Consider the following 19503-nt stretch of genomic DNA (forward strand, 5'->3'; position numbering starts at 1 on the left):
ATGAGCGGGCGTCCGGCCGGGCATGGTTGGATGCGAAAGCAGAGCGGAAAACGAGGGTGTCCAGTCGGGACAGGCGGGAATCGTGAGGATCTTCGGGAAGGTACGGCATCGGCCGTCCGCCTCTTGGCGGCAGGCCACGGACCGCGCGTTCACGCTGATCGGCGACGGCCGGTACGAGGACGCGGGGGCGCTGCTGACGCGCGCGGCGGATCTGGAGCCCTGGCTCTCGGAGTCCTGGTTCAATCTGGCGCTGCTCCACAAGTTCCGCCACGACTGGGAACAGGCGCGCGCGGCGGGCCTGCGGGCGGTCGCGCTGCTGGACCGCGAGACCGGCGCCCCGGACTGGTGGAACGTCGGGATCGCGGCCACCGCGCTCCAGGACTGGCCGCTGGCGCGCCGGGCCTGGCAGGCGTACGGGCTCAGGGTGCCCGGCTCCGGGCTGAACAGCGCGGCCACCACCGAGCCGACCGGCATGGAGCTGGGCAGCGCGGCGGTGCGGCTCTCGCCGGAGGGCGAGGCCGAGGTGGTCTGGGGGCGCCGGCTCGACCCGGCCCGGATGGAGGTGCTCTCCATCCCGCTGCCGTCCTCCGGGCGGCGCTGGGGCGAGGTTGTGCTCCACGACGGGGTGCCCAACGGCGAGCGGGTCACCGCCGCCGGGCCCTCGTATCCGGTGTTCGACGAGATCGAGCTCTGGGCGCCCTCCCCGGTGCCGACCTGGGTGGTGCTGCTGGAGGCGGCCACCGAGGACGACCGGGACGCGCTGGAGAAGCTCGCGTCGGACGCCGGGTTCGCCGCCGAGGACTGGTCCTCCTCCGTACGGCTGCTGTGCCGGGCCTGTTCGGAGAGCCGGATGGAGAGCGACGAGGGCGACGGGGAGCACCTGGACCCGCACGACCACAGCGAGCCGGGCCACCCCGGGCCGCTCGGCCATCGCACGGCGGGCGGCGGTGACCTCTGGGTCCCCGAGCGCGAGTGCGGTCTCGCGGCCCCGGCCGGGCTGGTGCGGGGGCTGCTGGACGGCTGGGTGGCCGACAGTCCGGACAGCCGCGAGTGGCGGGATCTCGAAGAAGTCTGCTGACCGCTGCCCGTAGGCTGTACGCGCACCGATCGCGGTGCTGTTCCTCCCGTGGTTCCCGGGCTCTCACCGGGTCCTGCGGGGTCACCGAGTTCAGGTTTTGCAGGAAGGCGTACGGCGGACATGTCGCAGCAGGAGACGGACGGGCGGATCGACGTGGACGACGAGGGGTTCGTCGTCGACACCGAGGACTGCGAGGCGCGCGAGCTGGCGTACCGGGAGCGCGGCACCTCGCGTCCGATCACGGTCGTGGGCAACCCGGTGCTGCACAAGGAGTGCAAGGACGTCACCGAGTTCGGCGACGAGCTGGCGCAGCTGATCGACGACATGTTCGCCAGCCAGAAGACTGCCGAGGGCGTGGGCCTGGCGGCCAACCAGATCGGTGTGGACCTGAAGGTCTTCGTCTACGACTGCCCGGACGACGACGGCAAGCGGCACACCGGCGTGGTCTGCAACCCGGTCCTGGAGGAGCTGGAGCCCGAGCGCCGGGTGCTGGACGACTCCAACGAGGGCTGCCTCTCGGTCCCGACCGCGTACGCCTCCCTCGCCCGCCCCGACTACGCGGTGGTGCGCGGCCAGGACGCCAAGGGGAACCCGATCCGGGTCCGGGGCACCGGCTACTTCGCGCGCTGCCTCCAGCACGAGACGGACCACCTGTACGGGTATCTGTACATCGACCGGCTCTCCAAGCGCGACCGGAAGGACGCGCTGAGGCAGATGGAAGAGGGCACGCCGCGCTACGAGACGGTCCCGAACGCCTGAGGACGCCGTGCCCGCAGGGGTACGTACGTACGTTCGGGAGGGCCCGGCACCGGGGAGCGGTGCCGGGCCCTCCGCTCTCTCAGCCGGGCCCTCCGCTCTCTGCGCCGGGCCTTCGGCCTTCTGTGCCATTGGTCGGACAACTGGCGTTTCCCGAGGTGTAGTTGACGCGCGTCGACTCCTGGGTCAGGCTCGCCTGGACATCGCCCGTGACGTTCAGAGGGAGACCCCCTGTGCTGAGACGTACCGCACGCGTTCTGCTCGGATTTGTCATGACCATTTCATTCGCGCTGGGCGGGGCGGTGCTGACCGCCGGTCCCGCGCAGGCCGACGGCTGCTACACCTGGACCCGTACGCTCGCGCCGGGAGCCACCGGCAACGACGTCACCCAGCTCCAGATCCGGGTGGCGGGCTGGCCCGGGTACGACTCCGTGCTCGCCATCGACGGCTCCTACGGCCCGGCCACCACCGCCGCCGTCAAGCGGTTCCAGGCGGCCTACGGCCTGGCCGCCGACGGGATCGCGGGCCCGGCGACCCAGGCCAAGATCTACGCGCTCCAGGACAACGACTGCACCCCGATCCACTTCACGTACCCCGAGCTCAACAAGTGCAACAGCACCTGGGCGGGCGGCAAGGTCGCGGCGGGCACGGCCAAGGCCAACGCGCTGAGCAGCATGTGGAAGCTGGAGGCGCTGCGCCACGCGCTGGGCGACAAGTCGATCCGCGTCACCAGCGGCTTCCGCTCCACCTCCTGCAACGCGGCCGTCGGCGGAGCGACCAACAGCCGCCACCTGTACGGCGACGCGGTCGACCTCGGCGCCTCGCCGCACTCCCTGTGCACCCTGGCCAAGCAGGCCCGCTACCACGGCTTCCGGGGCATCCTCGGTCCGGGTTACGCCGGTCACGGCGACCACGTGCACGTCAACCAGGGGCCGAACCGCTTCTGGTCCGCCTCCCAGTGCGGCATCTGATCAGCTGAGCCCGCCCTCCGCGCCCCGCGCCCGCCCCCGGGCCGCGCCGGGCACGGAGGGCGCGGTGTCCGCCGGGCCCCGGAAGGTCCGGCGGTAGGCGTTCGGCGTCGTACCGAGCGTGCGGGTGAACTGGTGGCGCAGGGTCGCCGCCGTACCGAACCCCGTCTGCCCCGCGATCGTGTCGACCGTCCGGTCGGAGGTCTCCAGCAGGTGCTGGGCCAGCAGCACCCGCTGCCGCAGCAGCCAGCGGTACGGGGTCGTCCCGGTCTCCTGCTGGAAGCGGCGGGCGAAGGTGCGCGGCGACATGTGGGCCAGGGCCGCCAGTTGTTCCACGGTCATCTCCTGGTCGAGGTGGCCCTCCATCCACGCCAGCGTGGAGCCGACCGTGTCGCACGCGTTCCGGGGCAGCGGCCGGTTGATGTACTGCGCCTGCCCGCCGTCCCGGTGCGGCGGCACGACCATGCGCCGGGCGATGGTGTTGGCCGCGTCCTGCCCGTACGCCTGGCGGACCAGGTGGAGGCAGGCGTCGATGCCCGAGGCGGTCCCGGCCGAGGTGATGACGGGCCCCTCGTCCACGTACAGCACATCCGGCTCCACGATCGCCTTCGGATAGCGGCGGGCCAGCTCCGCCGCGTGGCGCCAGTGCGTGGTGCAGCGGCGCCCGTCCAGCAGCCCCGCCGCCCCGAGGACGTACGCCCCCGAACAGACGCTCAGCACCCGTGCCCCGCGCTCCACGGCCCGGCGCAGCGCGTCCAGGACCTCGTCCGGATACTCCCGGTCCATGAAGTTGCTGCCCGCCGGTACGGCGATGAGGTCGGCCGTCTCCAGCCGCTCCAGGCCGTGTTCGGTACGGATGGTGAAACCGGCGTGGGTGCGCAGCTCGGGGCCCTCGGCGGAGACGACCGCGAAGTCGTGGACCGGGAGCCCCTCTTCACTGCGGTCCAGTCCGAACACCTCGCTCAGCACGCCGAGTTCGAAGGGGTGGACCTCGTCGAGCAGCAGGGCGGCGACATTTTTCAGCATGGAGCCAGTGTGGCAGTAATTCGATGCTGTGTGGCAGTGCTGCCACTGACCGGATGGGGCCGGACGGACGAAGGTAGAGCCATGAACATCTTCCTGGACTACCTCGTCGTCACCGCCCTCTTCGCTCTCGTCCTTCTCCCCGCAGTCGTCGGCGCGGTCCGTGACCGCCGCATCGACCGCCAGCTGCGCGACGCGGAACGGGGGGAGGTGCTGCCTGCCAGGAGGGAGAGCGCCGCGCGGCCCGTCGCGGCCACGCGGCGTCTCCCGTCGTGGAGTTGGGCGAAGGCCCAGACGGCCGGCCGCCCCTGACCTCCCCCCTCCATCGCCTCGCAGCCCCGCCCCCGCCGACCCACTCGTCCCCGTCTTCCCGCACGCCCGCCCGCCCGCTCGTCCCGGATAAACGGATGGCCGGGGCGGGCGGCACACGGCAGGATGCTCCGCATGACCCTGCCCACCCCCCAGCTGCACACCGCCCGCCTGCGGCTGCGCCCGTTCACCGACGCCGACGCGGAACCGCTCTACGCCCTGCACAGCGACGCCCACGTGCTGCGGTACTGGGACTCTCCGCCGTGGACCGAACCGGCCCGCGCCCAGCGCTTCCTCGCGGTCTGCCGGAGGATCGAGGAGGAGGGCACGGGCGCGCGGGTGGCCGTCGACCGCGCCTCCGACGGCGCGTTCCTCGGCTGGTGCGGCCTGACCGGCTGGAACCCGGACTTCCGCAGTGCGTCCCTGGGTTACGCCTTCAACGCCGCCGCGTGGGGCCACGGCTACGCCACGGAGACCGCGCACGCCGTCCTGCGGTGGGCGTTCGACACCCTGGACCTGAACCGCGTCCAGGCCGAGACCGACACCCGTAACGTGGCGTCCGCCCGGGTCCTCAAGAAGCTCGGCTTCGTCCACGAAGGCACGCTCCGCGAGGACTGCGTCGTCAACGGAGACATCTCCGACTCCTGGGTCTTCGGCCTCCTCCGCCGGGAGTGGCACCCGACGGCCCCACCGACGGCATGACGCCGCCGCTGCGCCACCCCCGGCCAGGGCTCACGTGGGACTGGTGGGCGGTGGACGCCCGGGGCTTCCTCGTCCAGTTCAGCGACGGGCCCGCCCCGGAACATCTGCTGGCGCACGCGGAACGTGTCGACGCCGCGGCTGCGTGGGCCGATGAGCACCGCCCCACCTGGTTCAACGGCCCGCCCTCACCCGTGCACGCCTTCACCTGCACCGGAGAGCTGCCGGTCTACACCCGCAACGGTGTCCCGGACTCTCCCCTGCACCTGTCCGACGCTCCGGCGGTCATCGCGGAGGTCGCGGCCCTGGTCGAACTGCGCAGGGCCGTGGGGGACACCTGGACGGTCCGGCTCGATGAGGGGTGGGTCCAGGGTGCTATCAAAGTGTCAGGCCCATATCAGGAGTGATGTGCCGAGGCATTCTCCTCCAGGACGACAGCACCCGAGATCTTCTCCGAACAACTTCTCCCTAGCACGAAGAGTGGTTCCTGCTGGCACGGAGTCCATGCATGGGTGCTTGTTCTGTAGCCTCGGGGCATCATCGCCGTGAACGGCGGTCAGGGTGGACGCTGAGCTATAGAGGGTGACAGAGGGTGCCGATGAGTGCGGTCGAGCAGGTATTTCTGGAGTGCGAGCGTGCTCGGGCAGACGGTGACTTGATTCAGCGGGTCTCCGCCAGTGACAAGGAGTACCACTTTCAGAATTGGGTGCAGGCCCGCATAGAGGCATGCAGGCTTTCGTATGATGATCCCGGCCGGAACACCTATCCGGACTTCCGGCTCATCCACCACCCGGAAGGGTACGAGGTCAAGGGCCTGGAGTTTCCCGGCCGCGAGGCCGACTATGACTCCAACTCCCAGGTGCCCACCGGTAACCACGGCGGGCGTGAGGTCTTCTATGTGTTCGGTCGCTACCCGAAGGCAGAGCGCGGCGTCGAGGAGTACCCGGTTGTCGACCTAGTGGTGTGCCACGGCAGCTTCCTCAATGCCGATAGCGAATACATTCACAAGAACAAGTCGTTCCGTGGCTTCGGCTCGTACGGAGACATCCTGGTCCGCGACCGCAAGATGTACGTCGTGCCAACGCCGTTCGCGCTGGCTTCCGGAACTGCAGGGCTCGCGACTCTGATCGTTCCTGCGGAATTCGAGCCGCAGTCGGATGCTCTTGTCCAGGTGGGTGAACTTGATCGAACCGAGGTGGACGAGGTCATCGTATCGTACGAGTTCAACCTTCAAACCAATGAGATGGTGACACATAAGGCGCCTAATCCCTATGCAGGTAAGGTCCATAGGTTCCGGGCATACCGCTCGCGTGGCGCAGGCGACTCCAAGTCGGTTTCCTTCGCGAGAGGTCGACTGTGACGCTCGTGGTACCGCAACGCACCAGCCTGGAGTCGAACTTTCCGGCGGCGATGCTCAGCGGTGTCGGAACGAAGGAATCCTGGCGCAAGGAAGTGCACCGTCCGGCCACCAGTACGCACAAGTGGTGGGCCAAGCGCCTCGGCACCGTATTCCGGGGGATCATTACGTCGGCGGCGACGCCTGCTGGAGCCGACGCCGCGGGAGCCTACGGATCGTCGCTCGATCTGGAGGGAGCGGTTGTGCTCGACCCGTTCTCCGGATCAGGTGTGACCGGTGTGGAAGCCCTTAAAGCCGGGGCCAAGGCTGTTTGTTTCGATATCAACCCTGTCGCAACGCTCGTTCAGCGCCAAGCTATTCAACCGTGGGATCTCGGTTCTCTTGAAGCTGCCTACAAGGAGGTCGAGTCGGCCTGTCGATCCGAGGTTGACCGGCTCCACTGCGCAGAGGACGGGAGGACGGTTCTCTACTACTTTTGGGTCGCGGCCCTCGGCTGCCCCGAGTGTTCCAGGAAAGTTCACCTGTTTGACTCGCCAGTTTTCTCCAAGAACGCGTACCCGAAACGAGTACCCAAAGCGCAAATTGTTTGTCCCGAGTGCCTCTCCGTCAAGGAGAGTCGGTACGACTTCGTCGCTGAGACCTGTTCGAATGGTCACACAATTTCGCAGCGCGGTGCGGTGCGGGGTCAGTCGGCGACATGCGGGAACGGTCACAGCTTCAAGGTCCTCGGCGCCCTGAACGGATCGCCACCGGTATACGAAATGTATGCCAAGCTGGTAGCCAACTCGGATGGCTCGAAGAGCTACGAAGCCATTACCGACTGGGATCGTGCACTCTACGACGAGTGTGTTGCCATGCTCGCAGAGCTATCACAGTCTGCCGTCCTTCCGAGCAGTCGGCTAGCTCCCGGAAATAATACTGACCAGGCCCTGAAGTGGAACTTTCGGGAGTGGCGTGATTTCTTCAACGCGCGTCAGCTGATCTCCCTCTCGCTGATTGCTACGGCGATTCGTGACCTGACTGGATCAGCTCCTGAACGCGAAGCGCTCTGTGCCCTGTTCTCAGGAACGCTTGAGTTCAATAACCTGTTCACATCATTCAAGGGTGAGGGGACAGGGGCTGTCCGGCATATGTTCAGCCATCACGTCCTGAAGCCGGAGCGAACTCCGCTGGAAGCGCACCCCTGGGGTACGTCGCAGTCCTCCGGCGCCTTCTCGACTCTCTTCAAGAGCCGTCTGCGGCGTGCTCACGAGTACAAGAGGAAACCCGTAGACCTCGTTGACAGGGGTGCAGGGATCGAGCGGATCTCCGGGGTGTCAAAGCCAGTGGGCACGAGCATTGCGGATTCGTGGGAGGCTTTCGTCTCCAGCGAAGGGCAGGCAGCCTATGTCGCCACCAGGAACTCGGCGCATATGGATATCCCGGATGGGTCGGTTGACCTGATCATTACTGATCCGCCCTACATGGACAACGTCCACTACGCGGAGCTCGCGGACTTCTTTCATGCGTGGCTCCAGCACATGCAGCCGTACGTCGGCTATTCCGATGCGACAACGACCCGTCGAGTGGGCGAGGTCCAGCATGCTGACCCGGTTGAATTCAGGAAGGCAATCGAGGCCGTATGGACCGAGTCGGCGAGAGTCTTGAAGCCGGGTGGTCTGCTGGCCTTCACGTTCCACCAGGCTCGGATCAGCGGGTGGGTGCAGGTAGTTGAGTCGCTACGCTGCTCCGGGTGGGTCGTGATGGCCGTCCAACCGGTGAAAGGTGAGATGACGACCAGCGTCGTCAAGGCTGGTTCCCGTGAACCCTCCAATCTCGATAGCGTTGTGGTGTGCCGCCGGGCTGTGGACGGGGCTACGAATCCTCATTCTTCGGCGGAGGAAGCTCTAGCGGCTGTTATCAGGGAGCTGACAGACCTTCGAGATGCCCAGGTCGATATCGGGGCAGGCGACATCAGATCAGTTGTCCGCGGTGCGCTTCTGGCCTATCTCGCGTCCACAGGCGTGGACCTTGATGATTCAGCCACCGCGCAGGTGGACTTCCTGGCAACAGAAAGCATTCAGAAGCTGCTTGGGTCCGATTCGGGTAGCGGCGGTCGCTGAAGCGTTTGCAGAAGTCTGGTGCTGGGCCGGTGAAGCCGGGCTCTGGTGTCGGCGTCGATGGTGACCCGCACGTTCGCGGAGAAGGGGAGGTGAGCGCTTTGTCCTGGCCGTCTGTGATCATTCTTGTCGCCGCAGAGCAGAGGCCGTCCCTTGAGGGACGAATTCGTGCCTTCGGGCTCGTGCCGGACCCTGTGACGGGCGGCGAAAGGCTGCACCGGCACGACTACGCGTACTGCCTCGACCTCTCGGGCGGCATCCTGGCGGACTACGAGCCGGACGAGCTCGGCCAGGTCACGTCCTCGATCGGCGAGCCGTACGCGGTCTACGTGTCGTGCCAGTCCCTGGACGCGGCCCGGGCGTTCCTCCGTGAGGTTCTTCCCGGTGTCGACGGCCTCGTCGACACCAACCATTTCGAGATCCTGCCGACGAGCGCATTCCTCACGCTGATGGGCCGCCACCCCGACTGGGACTGGCGTCGTCGACCGAGCACCGATCTCCGGTAGTCCGTCGTCGACGGCACACCCGCCGCCATCGGGCGTCGGAGTGATGCCGACGGAGGCGGCACGGCCGACCGGAAACTCGTTCACCGCGCGGTCCGCCGCCGAGCCGACATCATGCCGCTGCTTCCTTTGCTTCCTTTGCTTCCTTACGGAGGATGGTTGTTCGTCTTCGTGTGCGCAGGCTGTGGGGCCAGGCTGACCGTCCCGCTGTCCCAGGTCGCGCTGCCTGCCCACGCCCATCAGAAGTACGGGAACGGGGTCCAGCTCCCGGTGCTCATGGCGTCGGGCACCTTCGCCGTGGACCCGGAGCCCTCGGGGCCGCCGTGGCGGAAGTGGGAGGAGATCGGTCCGGATGAAGCAGCCGCCCGCGGTGTGTACGCCCCGGTGTCCGCCCTCTCCGACGGTGCGCCCGGCGCGATCGTCATCGCACCCGGCGACGCCGACGGCACGGTGCTGATCCCCGGGAACCGCCCGGACGGCTACTGCTGCGGCCTCGACGGTGCCGACGGCCCCAATGTTGCCTGCGCCCAGTGTTCCCTGCCCGTGGCGAGCAGGGTCGACGACTGCTCGCTCTGGCAGGCGATGTGGCTCGCCCCGGACGCGGTACGCCGCCTTCGCATCGACGGCCACGGCGCCGCGCCGCCCACCTGGACCGAGCTGATGGCGCAGAACGCGGGCACGCCCCCGTACGAGCCCATCGCCTCCTGGAGAGCGCGGACGGAGCCGGGCCACTGGGCGAACTACTGGTGGTCGTGGAGCCCCCAGTGGGAGGCAGCGGCCGGCCAGGCGCTCGCCCACCTCCTGGCGGCGTCCGGCGGTCAACCGGTGCTCGTCCCGGGCGGTTTGGCCGAGCAGGTGTTCCAGCGTGCGCTCACCGCTCTGCTGCCCGCAGGGCCACCGGCGCGGCACGCCGTCCTGGCCGGACCCGGACTACCTGCTCCCGGCGGGGACGCCCCCATCCTCCTCGTGCCGTCCCACCCCCGGACGGGTACGACCTGGGCTCCGGCCGACCCGGTGCCGTACCTGGTGCCGCTGCCGTTCGGCGTGTGGCGGTGGCTGGCCTTCCCCGTACCGGACCTGCCCGTCCCCATGTCGGGGGTCCTGCCGGCCGGGGTCCGCCACGACGACTTCGACCCTCCCGCGCCGCACCCCCCTCGCCTCTTCCGGGCCGACCTGGATGTGCTGCGGCGCACCCTGGTCCAGCTGTCGGCCGTCCGCAGCCCGTGGTTGCGCAAGATCCTCGACGACCTTACGCACCCCCGGCACTCCGGCCTCTTCTAGCCGATCGGCAGGGGTCCGTACGCCCCTCTCCCGGTTCTCGCGGGCAGCCGTCAGCTCCCGTCTTCCTCTTCGGTGCGTTCGGCGATCTCGGGGGTTCCGGGGAAGAGGTGGGGGTGTTGCCGGGCGAGGTCGTGGGTGATCGCTTCGTGGGTGGGGTCGGTGATGTCCCAGCTGTGGGGCGAGGGGTGGTCGGCGAAGAGTTCGCAGGCTTCTTTACGGGGGTCGAGGGCGAGGCACCAGGGCAGCGGGATCAGCCGGGCGCGGTGGGTGTTCCAGCGGGCCCAGACGGCGCCTCCGGTCGGGCCTCCTTCGTCCCAGAGCATGGTGGCGTGGTCGCCGGGGTGGTCGGTGGCGAGTTCGCAGAGGATGTGGCCGGGTTCGGCGGCGAGGGTGATGAGGTGGTCGGGAGGCGGCAGGAGGGCGACTGCGGTGCACTGGCGCATGGCGGGGTCCCCCGTCATCTCGGTTTGCCGGTGGGGTCGTCGGGCGTATCGCCGTTCTTGGTGCTGCCCGTGGTGACCGGTCCGGCGAGGAGGTCGCTCAGGGGGTCGGTCACGCCCCAGGAGTGGTCTCCGGTGTGCTGGGCGAGGAGCGAGCACGGCAGTACGGAGTCGGTGTCGAGGATGCGCAGGACGGCGGGGCACCACGGCACCGTGGTGATGCGGTGGGTGCGGTCCATGTCGGTGCCGGTCCAGAGGAGCCAGAGCGCGGGGCGGTGGGGTGTTCCGCCCGGGCAGAGGAGCGCGGCGTGTTCGGTGTGGGTGTCGTGCTCGCCGAGTTCGCACAGGACGTAGTGGGCCGGGGGGAGTGAGCTGAGGGGGTTGTCGGGGCCGCTTTCCATGGTGGTGAGGGCGAGGAGTACGTCGGTGAGGGGGGCCAGGGTCACGGCGGTGCACTGGAGCACGGTCGGGGGCCTTGTCTTCTGAGAGGGGTTTACGGGTGCCCGGCGGGGGAGCCGTGCCACCCGGCGAGGGTGAGGGTCAGCTCGACGGCGGGGTCGAGGACGGTGAACTGGAGCGGGAATCCGGCTTCGAGGGTGCGTATCGCGTCGTCCTGGCGGCGGCCGTCGGTGGCCCAGAACCGCAACCCTTCGGGGGCGTCGGAGCTGCGGAAGAGTACGGGGCGTACGTCGTTGGGTGCCGCGTCCCGTACGGTGCCCCCGCATCCGTGTCCGTCGGCGAGGCGGAGCGCCTGCCTGCGGAGCCAGAGGAGGACGAGTCGCCGGTTGCGTACGGTGATGCCTCCGAGCGAGGCGGAGCGGTGGCCGTGGGAGAGGGTGACCTGGGCGGCATAGCGGGTGTGGGTCATGCGGCCCGCCCGTGGTCGCCGGAGACGGAGTTGGGGTCGGTGACGAGGTGCCGGAGGTGTTCGGCCGCCGCCTCGATCGCGTGCACCACCGCCTCGCGTTCCGCGTCCCGGTCGGTGATCGCCGCGTTGAGCCGGGCGAGGAACAGGGCCCGGTAGGCGGGGTCGGTCTCGATGCGTTGCAGCTCGGCGAAGGGGGCGTCGGGGGCGGTCCGGCGGCGGGTGAACGCCCACATCAGGCGGGGGAGGTGGCGCCGCAGGTGGACCTCGGCGGCCCCGAGTGCGAGGGTGAGCCGGACCCGTAACCGGGCGAGGGTGTTCACCGGGCCTCACCCCGGCTGCTGGTGTTCATCCGCGCGGTGTGGGAACGCAGTTGCTCTGTGGGGGGTGCGGGTCGTACGTGGCGGGGGTCGGCCTCCCACTCCCGTCCGCCGCCGATGGGGCGTAGTGCCCAGTAGCAGCCGGCGAGTCCTTGGAACTCGCCCACGCGGTTGTTGCGGCTGGTGTCCACCAGGAGGGTTCCGGGGGCGGGGAGGTCGGGGGGTGGTTCCTCGGGATTCGGGCAAGCGTTCACGCCGTACACCGATCGGCTCCTCTCTGCCGCTGAACGGTTACCGAGGCGACTCAGGCTGACCTACCGTGAAGAACCCTTCAACTGGCTGAAGTTGAAGGAAGGATCAAAGGGGGCGGCATGGTCAACATCAAGCAACTGGAGCCGGAGAGCAGCCCGCAGGCGGCGTTCGGTGCCCGTATCCGGCAGTTTCGCGAGGAGCGGGGGTGGACCCAGGACATGCTGGCCCCGAAGATCGGGTACTCCAGCCAGCACATCTCGGCCGTGGAAACTGTTCGCAAACCGCCAACTCTGCGGTTTTCGCGGAAGTCTGACCAGGCATTTGGTACGACCAACACGCCCGATTCCTTCGAGCGCGAGTACGCCAAGATGAGGAGCGGGGCGCTGCTGGAGGGCTTCCCCGAGTACGTGGGGTACGAGGGGCGGGCGGTGGAGATCAGGCTCTACAACCTGGGCCTGGTTCCGGGGCTGTTACAGACTCCGGAGTACGCGCGGGCGGTGGCCTACGGGGACGTTGAACGTGGGTCCATCACCGCTGAACAGGCTGATGAGCGCGTCGCGTTCCTGGCGGAGCGGCAAGAGGCACTGGTTCGGTCGCGGCCGCCCATGGTGTTCGTCGTCATGGATGAGAGCTGTCTGCATCAGGCCGTCGGCGGGCCGGAGGTCATGGACGCCCAGCTGCAACGGCTGGAGGAGGTGGCCGCGCGGCCCAACTGGATCATCCAGGTCGCGCCGTTCAGCATGGGGGTGCGCAGGGCGTTCCATCTGCCGGTCAACCTGCTGACCATGGACGACCGCTCCATCGTCGCGTACGCCGAATCGCAGGCTCAGGGGTACGTCGAGCGTGAAACGTCATTGGTGGCGCCGATGTTCACGACCTACCATCAAATGCAGGGCGAGGCGTTGTCGAAGGCGGCGTCTGCGGCCAGGATCAGCCAGTTGCGAAAGGGCACCTCGTGAAGACCGAATCCCCCCGTTGGTTCAAGTCCTCCTACAGCTCGAACGGCGGTGACTGCGTCGAGGTGGCCGCCAATCTCGTCGCCTCGCAGGGCATCGTCCCGGTGCGTGACTCCAAGTGCGTGGACGGTCCGGTGGTCGGCGTCCGTACCGCCGCGTTCTCCGCGTTCGTCGCGGGCGTGCAGGCCGGAGCGCTCGACGCCGTCTGACGAGCCGACCCAGGACGCCCCACCGCTTGCAGTGCGGTGGGGCGTCCTGCTGTCTGGGTATGACCGGAGTCGCCGTGCCCTGACTTGCGGAGGTCGGATATGGACCCTTCTCGCCGTAGCGTGCTGGGAGTTGCCCTGTTGCCTGTCGTGCTCACCCTGCCGGATCGGCCGGACGCAGTGGGCCGTATGGAGGCCGCGCAGCTAGGAGCTCGTACGCGCATCGGCTTGTCCGACGTGCACACCGTCTCCGCCATGACCGAGCAACTCTCCTCAATGGATGATCAGTTCGGGGGGCGCGTCGCCCGCCCCCTCGCCGCAGCGTTTCTGGTGAACACGGTTGTGCCGTTCCTGCGGACCAGCGGCTCCGACGACGTACGCAGAGCGATGATGTCGGCGGCGGCGGACCTCTGCTACCTCACGGGATACATGGCGGTCGACGAAGGGCTGCACGGGCTCGCCCAGCGCTACTATCTCCAGGCACTGGAGCTTGCCGGAGCGTCGGAGGATCACCTGACGTTCTGCACCACGCTCCGAGGGATGAGCGTGCAGGCCGTGGATCTGGGGCAAGGGCCGGTGGCCATGCGCCTCGCGGACGCCGCAGCGGCTGCGTCCCCTCAGGCCGGACCCCGGATGCGCGCCTTCCTCGCCGGACAACAGGCCCACGCGGCAGCGCAGACCGGTGACCGCCGCTCAGCCCTCATGTACTTGCAGGAAGCCGAATTCGCCATGGACAAGGCTGAAGCCCGGGGAAAGACCTTCGGCTCGTACGACCCTGCGTCCCTGAGCTATCACACCAGCCAGGTGCGGTTCGAAATGGGCGACGTACACGGCGCCGTTGTCGCCATGCAGGAATCGGACCGGCTGCGGTACAGCGTCTATCGCCGTACGCGTGTGAAGGAGCGAGCGATCCTCGCCGAGCGCCAATTGTCGACGGGGCACCTCGAAGCCGCCTGCAAGACGTGGGGGTTCGCGCTGGACGACTATCCCCTGGTCAACTCGGGGCGCATCGACAAGCGCATGACCGACATGTTCAACCTCATCCGCCCGCACATCAGGAACCACGATGCCCAAGCGCTGTACGAGCGGGCTCGGGAGACCGTCCGGCCTGAGCTGATTCCGGCATGACGAACCAGGGAAGGCAGGCGTGGTACGTACTTCCAGGGTGAAGGGCTTTCAGACGTGCGGAAGGAGTGGGGGGTGGTCCGGGACTTCCAGCCGCTCAGGCGGCGCGGGATTCAGCGGCTGGCGCGTGAGCAGTGGGGGACCGGGCGCTCCGTCTGGGAAGCGGATCTCGGCGATGGCCGGGAACTGGTCGTGGACCAGGTGGAGGTGCGTGAGGGGGCTGCACCGGAGAGCGTGGCGAGGGTGCTCGGCCTTGGGGCGGGGGAGCGGGCCTGGGTCAGGAGTCGCCGGTTCGTGCTGGACGGTAAGCCGGTGCTGCTGTCGACGTCGTACCTTCCCGCGTCCCTGGTCGGGGGCTCAGCCATCACTCAGCCGGACACGGGCCCCGGAGGCATCTACGCACGGCTGGCCGAGCTGGGCCACCGGCCGGTCCGCTTCCGGGAGGAGATCCGCTCCCGTATGCCTCTGCCGGAGGAGGCGTCGAAGCTGAGTCTTCCGGCCGGGACGCCCGTCATGCTCGTCTGCCGGACCGCGTTCGCGGAGGAGGGCCGCCGTCCCGTGGAGGTCAACGACATGGTCCTCGACGCGGCGGCCTATGTACTGGAGTACGACTTCGACGCGTGAGGGCCTCACGTCGGCCAGAGGCCCTCTGGTGCCGTCCTGTCGTGCCGTGCATGGTGGAACCTCCGCCTACGAAGGGGAACTTCGCGATGACCGAGCACCCGCAGTGGTTCACGTCCTCGTACAGCGCTAACGGCGGCAACTGCGTCGAGCTGGCCGTCAATCTCGTCGCCTCGCGGGGCGTCGTGCCGGTCCGGGACTCGAAGTGCGTGGGCGGTCCGGTGGTCGACGTCCGTACGGGGGCGTTCTCCGCGTTCGTCGCAGGCGTGCGGGCCGGGACGTTCGACGCCGTGTGACACCGGGGGCCGGGGCCGGGGCTCGGTGAAGCCCCGGCCGGCGGACCCGCTCAGTGCCCGCTGCTCTCGTAATGGCGGGACTGCCGTTCCCAGAAGCGGTACGCGGCGTACATGAGCACCACGCCGATACCCGGGGCGCCCCAGGCGAGCCACTCCGGTACCGCCAGCTCCTCTCCCCGGTCCATCAGCACGGTCGCGGGCAGATAGGCGACGAAGGCCAGCGGGAAGACGAAGGTCAGGCCGAAGCCCGCCACCGGGCCGAAGATCTTCAGCGGGTAGTTGCCGAAGTCGCTGAAGATCATGTCGATGGCGAACTTGATGGGGGAGACCCGCTTCATCCGGAAGACCAGGGCCGAGGCGGCCAGTTGCAGGGCGCCTTCCACCAGTGCGCCGCCCACCACCGCGAGCAGGAGGAAGCCGATGGCTCCCGGTGACCAGTCGACCGGGGCGGAGGCCGAGGCGATGGAGAGGAGGACCACTCCGCCCGCCAGGTCGCCGAGAGAGCTCAGCCGTACCCTGCGGGTGAGGAGCTGGACCAGGGGCGGTACCGGGCGGACGAGGTAGCGGTCGTACTCGCCCTCGATGACGACCTCGTCGACGTGGATCAGCTGGTGGCCGGGGAGCAGCCACAGGCCGTGGGCGGTGAGCCTGATCCCGTACAGGAAGGCGATCTCGCCCAGTCCCCAGCCGCCGACCTGCCCGAAGCGGTCCAGCACCGCCCAGATGAAGGCCAGTCCGACGCCCTGGTAGAACAGGCCGCCGATGATGTTGATGAACAGGTTCCCCCGGTACTGGAACTCGGCGCGGAACGCCGCACCGGCCAGCAGCAGATAGACACGCGGTCCTCGCATCGTCCCTCATCCCCCCTGCGACATGACACGGCGCCGGGCGCGCGACCAGACGAACGCGGACAGCGCGCCGAGCGCGGCGATCCACGCGAGCTGGACCCCGAGGGCGACCGCGATGCCGGAGCCCTCGATCTGGCCCAGGTAGACGGCCGCCGGGGTGTACGCGGTGGCCTGGAAGGGCAGCCACTCCGCGGCCACCCGGACCGGGCCGGGCATGAACCACAACGGGACCAGGGCGCCGGAGAAGAACTGCGCGATGAACCGGTAGGCCATGAGGGCGCCGGTCACCTCCAGGGTCCAGAAGGAGACCATGCCGAGCAGCAGCCCGAGCAACTGGTTCACGAGCAGCGCGCCGAGCAGGGCCACGGGGTAGGCGAACCCCGCCGCCGTGGACGCGGGGGCCTGGCCCGCCCCGATCAGCAGCGCGAACGGCAGGGCCACCAGCAGGACCGGGACGGCGGACGACGCCCACCCGAGCTGGCCCGCGAGCATCTGCCCGGGGAAGCCGACGGGCCGTAGCAGGTCGACGGCGACCTTGCCCTCCCGTACCCGCTGGTCGATGGGGGAGGAGCGCCACGGGCTGACCAGCTGGTACTGGAGCGTGGTCAGCGTCGCGTACGCCGTCATGGTGGCGAGGCTGAGCCCGTCCACCTCCGTACGGCCGTCGTAGAGGGCCCTCCAGACCACCGTCAGCAGCCAGATCTGGAGCAGCATCATCGCGAAGGACGACAGATAGGACGTGCGGTACGTGAGGGCGGTGCGGAACTCCATCCGGGCGCAGGCGAGATGGGCCCGGAGCGGCGTCGCCCGTGGCCGTTTCGCGGCGGCGGAGGGCGGCTGAGGCGCGGCGGGGGCCGTCGGGGCGCTCATCCGCGGTCCGCGTAGATCCGGTGGATGACGCTCTCCAGCTCGGGTTCCACGATCGACAGGTCGGTCACCTGGTGCTGGGCCAGCACCGCGGCCACCAGTTCGGCGGGCGGAGTGCGTACGGGGTCGAAGCGCAGCCACACCTTGCCGTCCTCGCGGCGGACGACCTCCGCACCCTCGACGCTCTCCAACCGGTCGGTCTGCACGACGAGTTCGCGGTGCGGGGCGTAACGCGTCTTCAGCTCGCCCACCGCGCCGTCGTAGGCGACCTTGCCATGGTCGATGAGGATGATCCGGTCGCAGAGCTCCTCGACGTCGTCGAGGTCGTGGGTGGTGAGGACGACCGTCGTCCCCGACTCGCGGTTCAGCTCGCCGACGAAGGTCCGTATCCGCTCCTTGGCGATGACGTCGAGCCCGACGGTCGGCTCGTCCAGGTAGAGGATGTCCGGGTCGTAGAGCATCGCGGCGGCGAGGTCGCCGCGCATCCGCTGGCCCAGGGAGAGTTGGCGTACGGGGGTGTCGAGGAACGGGCCGAGGCCGAGCACCTCGCTGAACTGCCGCTGCCGCTCGCGGAACCGGGCCTCCGGTACGTCGTAGAGGCGGCTGATCAGCCAGAGCGAGTCGCGCAGCGGCAGGTCCCACCAGAGCTGGCTGCGCTGGCCGAAGACCACGCCTATCCGGCGGGCGTTGCGGGACCGGTCCCGCCAGGGCGTGGCACCGGCGACCGTGACCGTGCCGGAGGTGGGGACGAGGATGCCGGTGAGCATCTTGATGGTGGTGGACTTGCCCGCGCCGTTGGGGCCGAGGTAGCCGACCATCTCGCCCTGCTGGACCGTGAAGTTCACGCCGTCGACGGCACGCTTGACGACCTGCTCACGCGTCAGCAGCGTACGGATGCCCGCGAAGCTGCCCTCCTGCCGTTTGGTCCGGCTGAACTCCTTGACGAGGTCTGCCACTTCGATGACGGGCATGTACGCCTTCCTGGAGCGGGCCGAGCCCGGCCCTGTCGGGTGGGCCGATCTGAGAGTGTGCATGCCAGCGTTGGTCTAGTCCAATCATTTTTTCCGCCCCTTCCTGGAGCTCCGGCACCGTCGCCCCCCTCGCACGGTTTCGAAGCGCACCGGAGGGGCAACCGGCCGCCATGGACACCGAAGAGAGCATCGAAGGCGGCATCAAGGAGACGTCCGTGGCTCAGGGGGCTCAGGTGACTCAGGGAGCTCAGGTGACTCAGGGGGGCGAGCATCACGTCCTCCTCAGCGCGGACACCAACGGCGACGGAAAGCCCGATGTGTGGGTCACCGACACGACCGGCGACGGCACGGCGGACCTGTACCAGTTCGACACCACGGGTGACGGGACGGTCGATGTGACGGTCGTGGAAGGGGCGGAGGAGCCCGGTACGGACAGGCTCGTCGTGGAGGGGGACGGGGGGCACCCGCAGCAGGTCTAGGGGGCCATGTCCGATGCCCGATGCCCGGTGCGGCGGAGGGTGGCTGCCGGGAGGGGTGGGGGAGGAGACGGTGACGGAGGGGCGGGGATGGCTGGGGTGACGGGGGCGACCGGAGGGGCGGGGATGACCGGAGGGGCGGGGATGGCTGGGGCGACCGGGGCGACCGGGGCGACCGGAGGCGGACGTAAGCGACGGGTGCGGGCGGGGGCGGCCGGGGCGGTCCTCGCCGTGGTCGCCACGGCGGCGCTGGCGGGCTTCCTGGCGGGAGCGGTCTTCGGCGGGGAGGACGGTGTGAGCGTCCTCTCGGGGCTGCTGGTAGCCGGTTCCTTCATCCTGGCGGCAGTGGTCGGCGCCCTGATCTGGTGGCGGTGGGCGAGCCGCCGGGCGACGAAGGTGGGCCTGTCCGCCGGGCGGTACGTGCGGGTGGCCCGGCAGATCCAGCGCGGTGAGGTGCCGGACGACCCGGCGGAGCTCCCGGCCACGATCGAGATCGCCGGACGGGCACGGCGTGCGTTGGACGTCCAGCAGCGCCGATTGGTGTGGTGGCTGATGGGCGGTGCGGCGTTCCTGATGCTCACGAGCGCCGCGATCCACGTCGCGACCCGCGAGTACCTCAGGGCCTTCCAGTACCTCGCCCTGTCGGGGATCTTCCTCATCAACCCCCTGACCATGCGTCGGCAGCGCCGCCGCCTCGACGCGGTCGAGCAGGCGCTGAGCCGCCGTACGTCAGTGACGGGCACGGGTTCCCCCGGCGGTGCCGAACCGGAGGGTCGGACATATCCATCCGGCAAATGACCGTGTTGTCGCCGGAGTCGGGGGTACCCGACCGTCAGGCCGGTCCGATCGGGACCGGGTCTCGCAGCGACCGTCCCGAAGGAGCGACAGATGGCTACGCACTACACCGACCAGCCGGCCGACCGGCCGCACCGGAGCACGCCGCAGAGCGGCGCGGCCAACAACGTGGCCAGCATCTTCGCGATGGTCCTGGGTGTGATCGGGCTGCTCTTCCTGCCCGTCGTCATCGGCCTGACCGGCGTGATCCTGGCCATCATCGCGAAGACCGTCCGGCACGAGCGCCTCTCCACCATCGCCATCGTCGTGAGCACCGTCGGCATGGTGGGCGGCATGATCCTCGGAGCCGTGTTCGCCAGCATGTGACCCCGGGTGACCTCTCTGGCTGAGGG

General features: G+C 69.0%; 26 protein-coding genes and 1 pseudogene. 18 read left to right on the plus strand and 9 right to left on the minus strand.

Translation table 11 applies throughout. The features are described 5' to 3' along the window. The first annotated feature begins 82 nt into the window (after positions 1–82). The 3 genes from B7C62_24935 to B7C62_24945 all read left to right on the plus strand — a co-directional run bounded on the left by B7C62_24935 (position 83) and on the right by B7C62_24945 (position 2805). Positions 83–1078, plus strand: a complete 996-nt coding sequence (locus tag B7C62_24935) for a hypothetical protein (GenBank protein ARF75125.1) — start codon at positions 83–85, stop codon at positions 1076–1078. 120 nt (positions 1079–1198) lie between these two features. Continuing rightward, entirely contained in the window at positions 1199–1837 is a 639-nt protein-coding gene (locus tag B7C62_24940) for a peptide deformylase (GenBank protein ID ARF75126.1), read from the plus strand. A 230-nt stretch (positions 1838–2067) separates the two neighbouring features. Continuing rightward, the gene (locus B7C62_24945) at positions 2068–2805 is read left to right on the plus strand and encodes a peptidase M15 (protein ID ARF75127.1); all 738 of its coding nucleotides are present in this window, start codon (positions 2068–2070) and stop codon (positions 2803–2805) included. On the opposite strand, the gene B7C62_24950 is transcribed toward B7C62_24945, so the two are convergent. Continuing rightward, complete coding sequence (locus B7C62_24950; GenBank protein ARF75128.1) at positions 2806–3828, minus strand: AraC family transcriptional regulator; 1023 nt, start codon at positions 3826–3828, stop codon at positions 2806–2808. It abuts the gene before it with no gap. Between the two features lie 81 nt (positions 3829–3909). On the opposite strand from B7C62_24950, the gene B7C62_24955 reads away from it, so the two are divergent. From B7C62_24955 to B7C62_24985, 7 genes and pseudogenes are all read left to right on the plus strand, one after another. Next, positions 3910–4137, plus strand: coding sequence for a hypothetical protein (locus B7C62_24955; GenBank protein ARF75129.1), 228 nt, complete (start codon positions 3910–3912; stop codon positions 4135–4137). Between the two features lie 132 nt (positions 4138–4269). Continuing rightward, positions 4270–4836 carry a GNAT family N-acetyltransferase gene (locus tag B7C62_24960; GenBank protein ID ARF75130.1) on the plus strand — a complete coding sequence of 189 codons (567 nt, stop codon included), beginning with the start codon at positions 4270–4272 and terminating at the stop codon, positions 4834–4836. Next, on the plus strand, positions 4833–5240 hold the full coding sequence (locus B7C62_24965) for a hypothetical protein (GenBank protein ARF75131.1): 408 nt from the start codon (positions 4833–4835) through the stop codon (positions 5238–5240). The genes B7C62_24960 and B7C62_24965 overlap by 4 nt, the downstream gene beginning before the upstream one ends. A gap of 191 nt (positions 5241–5431) precedes the next feature. Next, positions 5432–5960 (plus strand): annotated as a pseudogene (locus B7C62_24970) (hypothetical protein). A 283-nt stretch (positions 5961–6243) separates the two neighbouring features. Next, entirely contained in the window at positions 6244–8292 is a 2049-nt protein-coding gene (locus B7C62_24975) for an SAM-dependent methyltransferase (GenBank protein ARF75132.1), read from the plus strand. 98 nt (positions 8293–8390) lie between these two features. Next, complete coding sequence (locus B7C62_24980; GenBank protein ARF77363.1) at positions 8391–8795, plus strand: hypothetical protein; 405 nt, start codon at positions 8391–8393, stop codon at positions 8793–8795. 156 nt (positions 8796–8951) lie between these two features. After that, entirely contained in the window at positions 8952–10073 is a 1122-nt protein-coding gene (locus tag B7C62_24985) for a hypothetical protein (GenBank protein ARF75133.1), read from the plus strand. 50 nt (positions 10074–10123) lie between these two features. Here B7C62_24985 and B7C62_24990 read toward each other — a convergent pair whose 3' ends face one another. The 5 genes from B7C62_24990 to B7C62_25010 are packed head-to-tail and all read right to left on the minus strand — an operon-like array spanning position 10124 to position 11961. Continuing rightward, on the minus strand, positions 10124–10516 hold the full coding sequence (locus B7C62_24990) for a hypothetical protein (protein ID ARF75134.1): 393 nt from the start codon (positions 10514–10516) through the stop codon (positions 10124–10126). A gap of 14 nt (positions 10517–10530) precedes the next feature. Next, positions 10531–10977 carry a hypothetical protein gene (locus tag B7C62_24995; GenBank protein ID ARF75135.1) on the minus strand — a complete coding sequence of 149 codons (447 nt, stop codon included), beginning with the start codon at positions 10975–10977 and terminating at the stop codon, positions 10531–10533. Between the two features lie 29 nt (positions 10978–11006). After that, positions 11007–11381 (minus strand): hypothetical protein, encoded by a 375-nt coding sequence (locus B7C62_25000; GenBank protein ARF75136.1) that lies wholly within the window; start codon positions 11379–11381, stop codon positions 11007–11009. Beyond that, entirely contained in the window at positions 11378–11701 is a 324-nt protein-coding gene (locus B7C62_25005; GenBank protein ARF75137.1) for a hypothetical protein, read from the minus strand. The genes B7C62_25000 and B7C62_25005 overlap by 4 nt, the downstream gene beginning before the upstream one ends. After that, a complete protein-coding gene (locus B7C62_25010) occupies positions 11698–11961 on the minus strand; it encodes a hypothetical protein (protein ID ARF75138.1) in 264 nt (87 codons plus the stop codon). The genes B7C62_25005 and B7C62_25010 overlap by 4 nt, the downstream gene beginning before the upstream one ends. Positions 11962–12069: 108 nt before the next feature. On the opposite strand from B7C62_25010, the gene B7C62_25015 reads away from it, so the two are divergent. The 5 genes from B7C62_25015 to B7C62_25035 all read left to right on the plus strand — a co-directional run bounded on the left by B7C62_25015 (position 12070) and on the right by B7C62_25035 (position 15154). Further along, the gene (locus B7C62_25015) at positions 12070–12909 is read left to right on the plus strand and encodes a transcriptional regulator (protein ID ARF75139.1); all 840 of its coding nucleotides are present in this window, start codon (positions 12070–12072) and stop codon (positions 12907–12909) included. Next, positions 12906–13115, plus strand: a complete 210-nt coding sequence (locus B7C62_25020) for a DUF397 domain-containing protein (protein ARF75140.1) — start codon at positions 12906–12908, stop codon at positions 13113–13115. Before B7C62_25015 ends, B7C62_25020 begins: the two co-directional genes overlap by 4 nt. 99 nt (positions 13116–13214) lie before the next feature. Further along, a complete protein-coding gene (locus B7C62_25025; GenBank protein ID ARF75141.1) occupies positions 13215–14240 on the plus strand; it encodes a transcriptional regulator in 1026 nt (341 codons plus the stop codon). 54 nt (positions 14241–14294) lie between these two features. Next, the gene (locus tag B7C62_25030) at positions 14295–14861 is read left to right on the plus strand and encodes a GntR family transcriptional regulator (protein ARF75142.1); all 567 of its coding nucleotides are present in this window, start codon (positions 14295–14297) and stop codon (positions 14859–14861) included. A gap of 86 nt (positions 14862–14947) precedes the next feature. Beyond that, complete coding sequence (locus tag B7C62_25035) at positions 14948–15154, plus strand: DUF397 domain-containing protein (GenBank protein ARF75143.1); 207 nt, start codon at positions 14948–14950, stop codon at positions 15152–15154. Between the two features lie 50 nt (positions 15155–15204). Here B7C62_25035 and B7C62_25040 read toward each other — a convergent pair whose 3' ends face one another. From B7C62_25040 to B7C62_25050, 3 genes are all read right to left on the minus strand, one after another. Further along, complete coding sequence (locus B7C62_25040) at positions 15205–16005, minus strand: ABC transporter permease (protein ID ARF75144.1); 801 nt, start codon at positions 16003–16005, stop codon at positions 15205–15207. A 6-nt stretch (positions 16006–16011) separates the two neighbouring features. Further along, positions 16012–16773: a hypothetical protein gene (locus B7C62_25045; GenBank protein ARF77364.1), complete on the minus strand. Its 762-nt coding sequence runs from the start codon at positions 16771–16773 to the stop codon at positions 16012–16014. A 95-nt stretch (positions 16774–16868) separates the two neighbouring features. Then, on the minus strand, positions 16869–17840 hold the full coding sequence (locus B7C62_25050) for a methionine ABC transporter ATP-binding protein (GenBank protein ID ARF75145.1): 972 nt from the start codon (positions 17838–17840) through the stop codon (positions 16869–16871). Between the two features lie 233 nt (positions 17841–18073). On the opposite strand from B7C62_25050, the gene B7C62_25055 reads away from it, so the two are divergent. The 3 genes from B7C62_25055 to B7C62_25065 all read left to right on the plus strand — a co-directional run bounded on the left by B7C62_25055 (position 18074) and on the right by B7C62_25065 (position 19477). Continuing rightward, positions 18074–18319, plus strand: coding sequence for a hypothetical protein (locus B7C62_25055; protein ARF77365.1), 246 nt, complete (start codon positions 18074–18076; stop codon positions 18317–18319). A gap of 195 nt (positions 18320–18514) precedes the next feature. Further along, a complete protein-coding gene (locus tag B7C62_25060; GenBank protein ID ARF77366.1) occupies positions 18515–19114 on the plus strand; it encodes a hypothetical protein in 600 nt (199 codons plus the stop codon). 90 nt (positions 19115–19204) lie between these two features. Further along, positions 19205–19477, plus strand: a complete 273-nt coding sequence (locus tag B7C62_25065; protein ARF75146.1) for a hypothetical protein — start codon at positions 19205–19207, stop codon at positions 19475–19477. The last annotated feature ends 26 nt before the right edge of the window (positions 19478–19503 follow it).

Source organism: Kitasatospora albolonga, assembly GCA_002082585.1.
Taxonomy (GTDB): domain Bacteria; phylum Actinomycetota; class Actinomycetes; order Streptomycetales; family Streptomycetaceae; genus Streptomyces; species Streptomyces stephensoniae.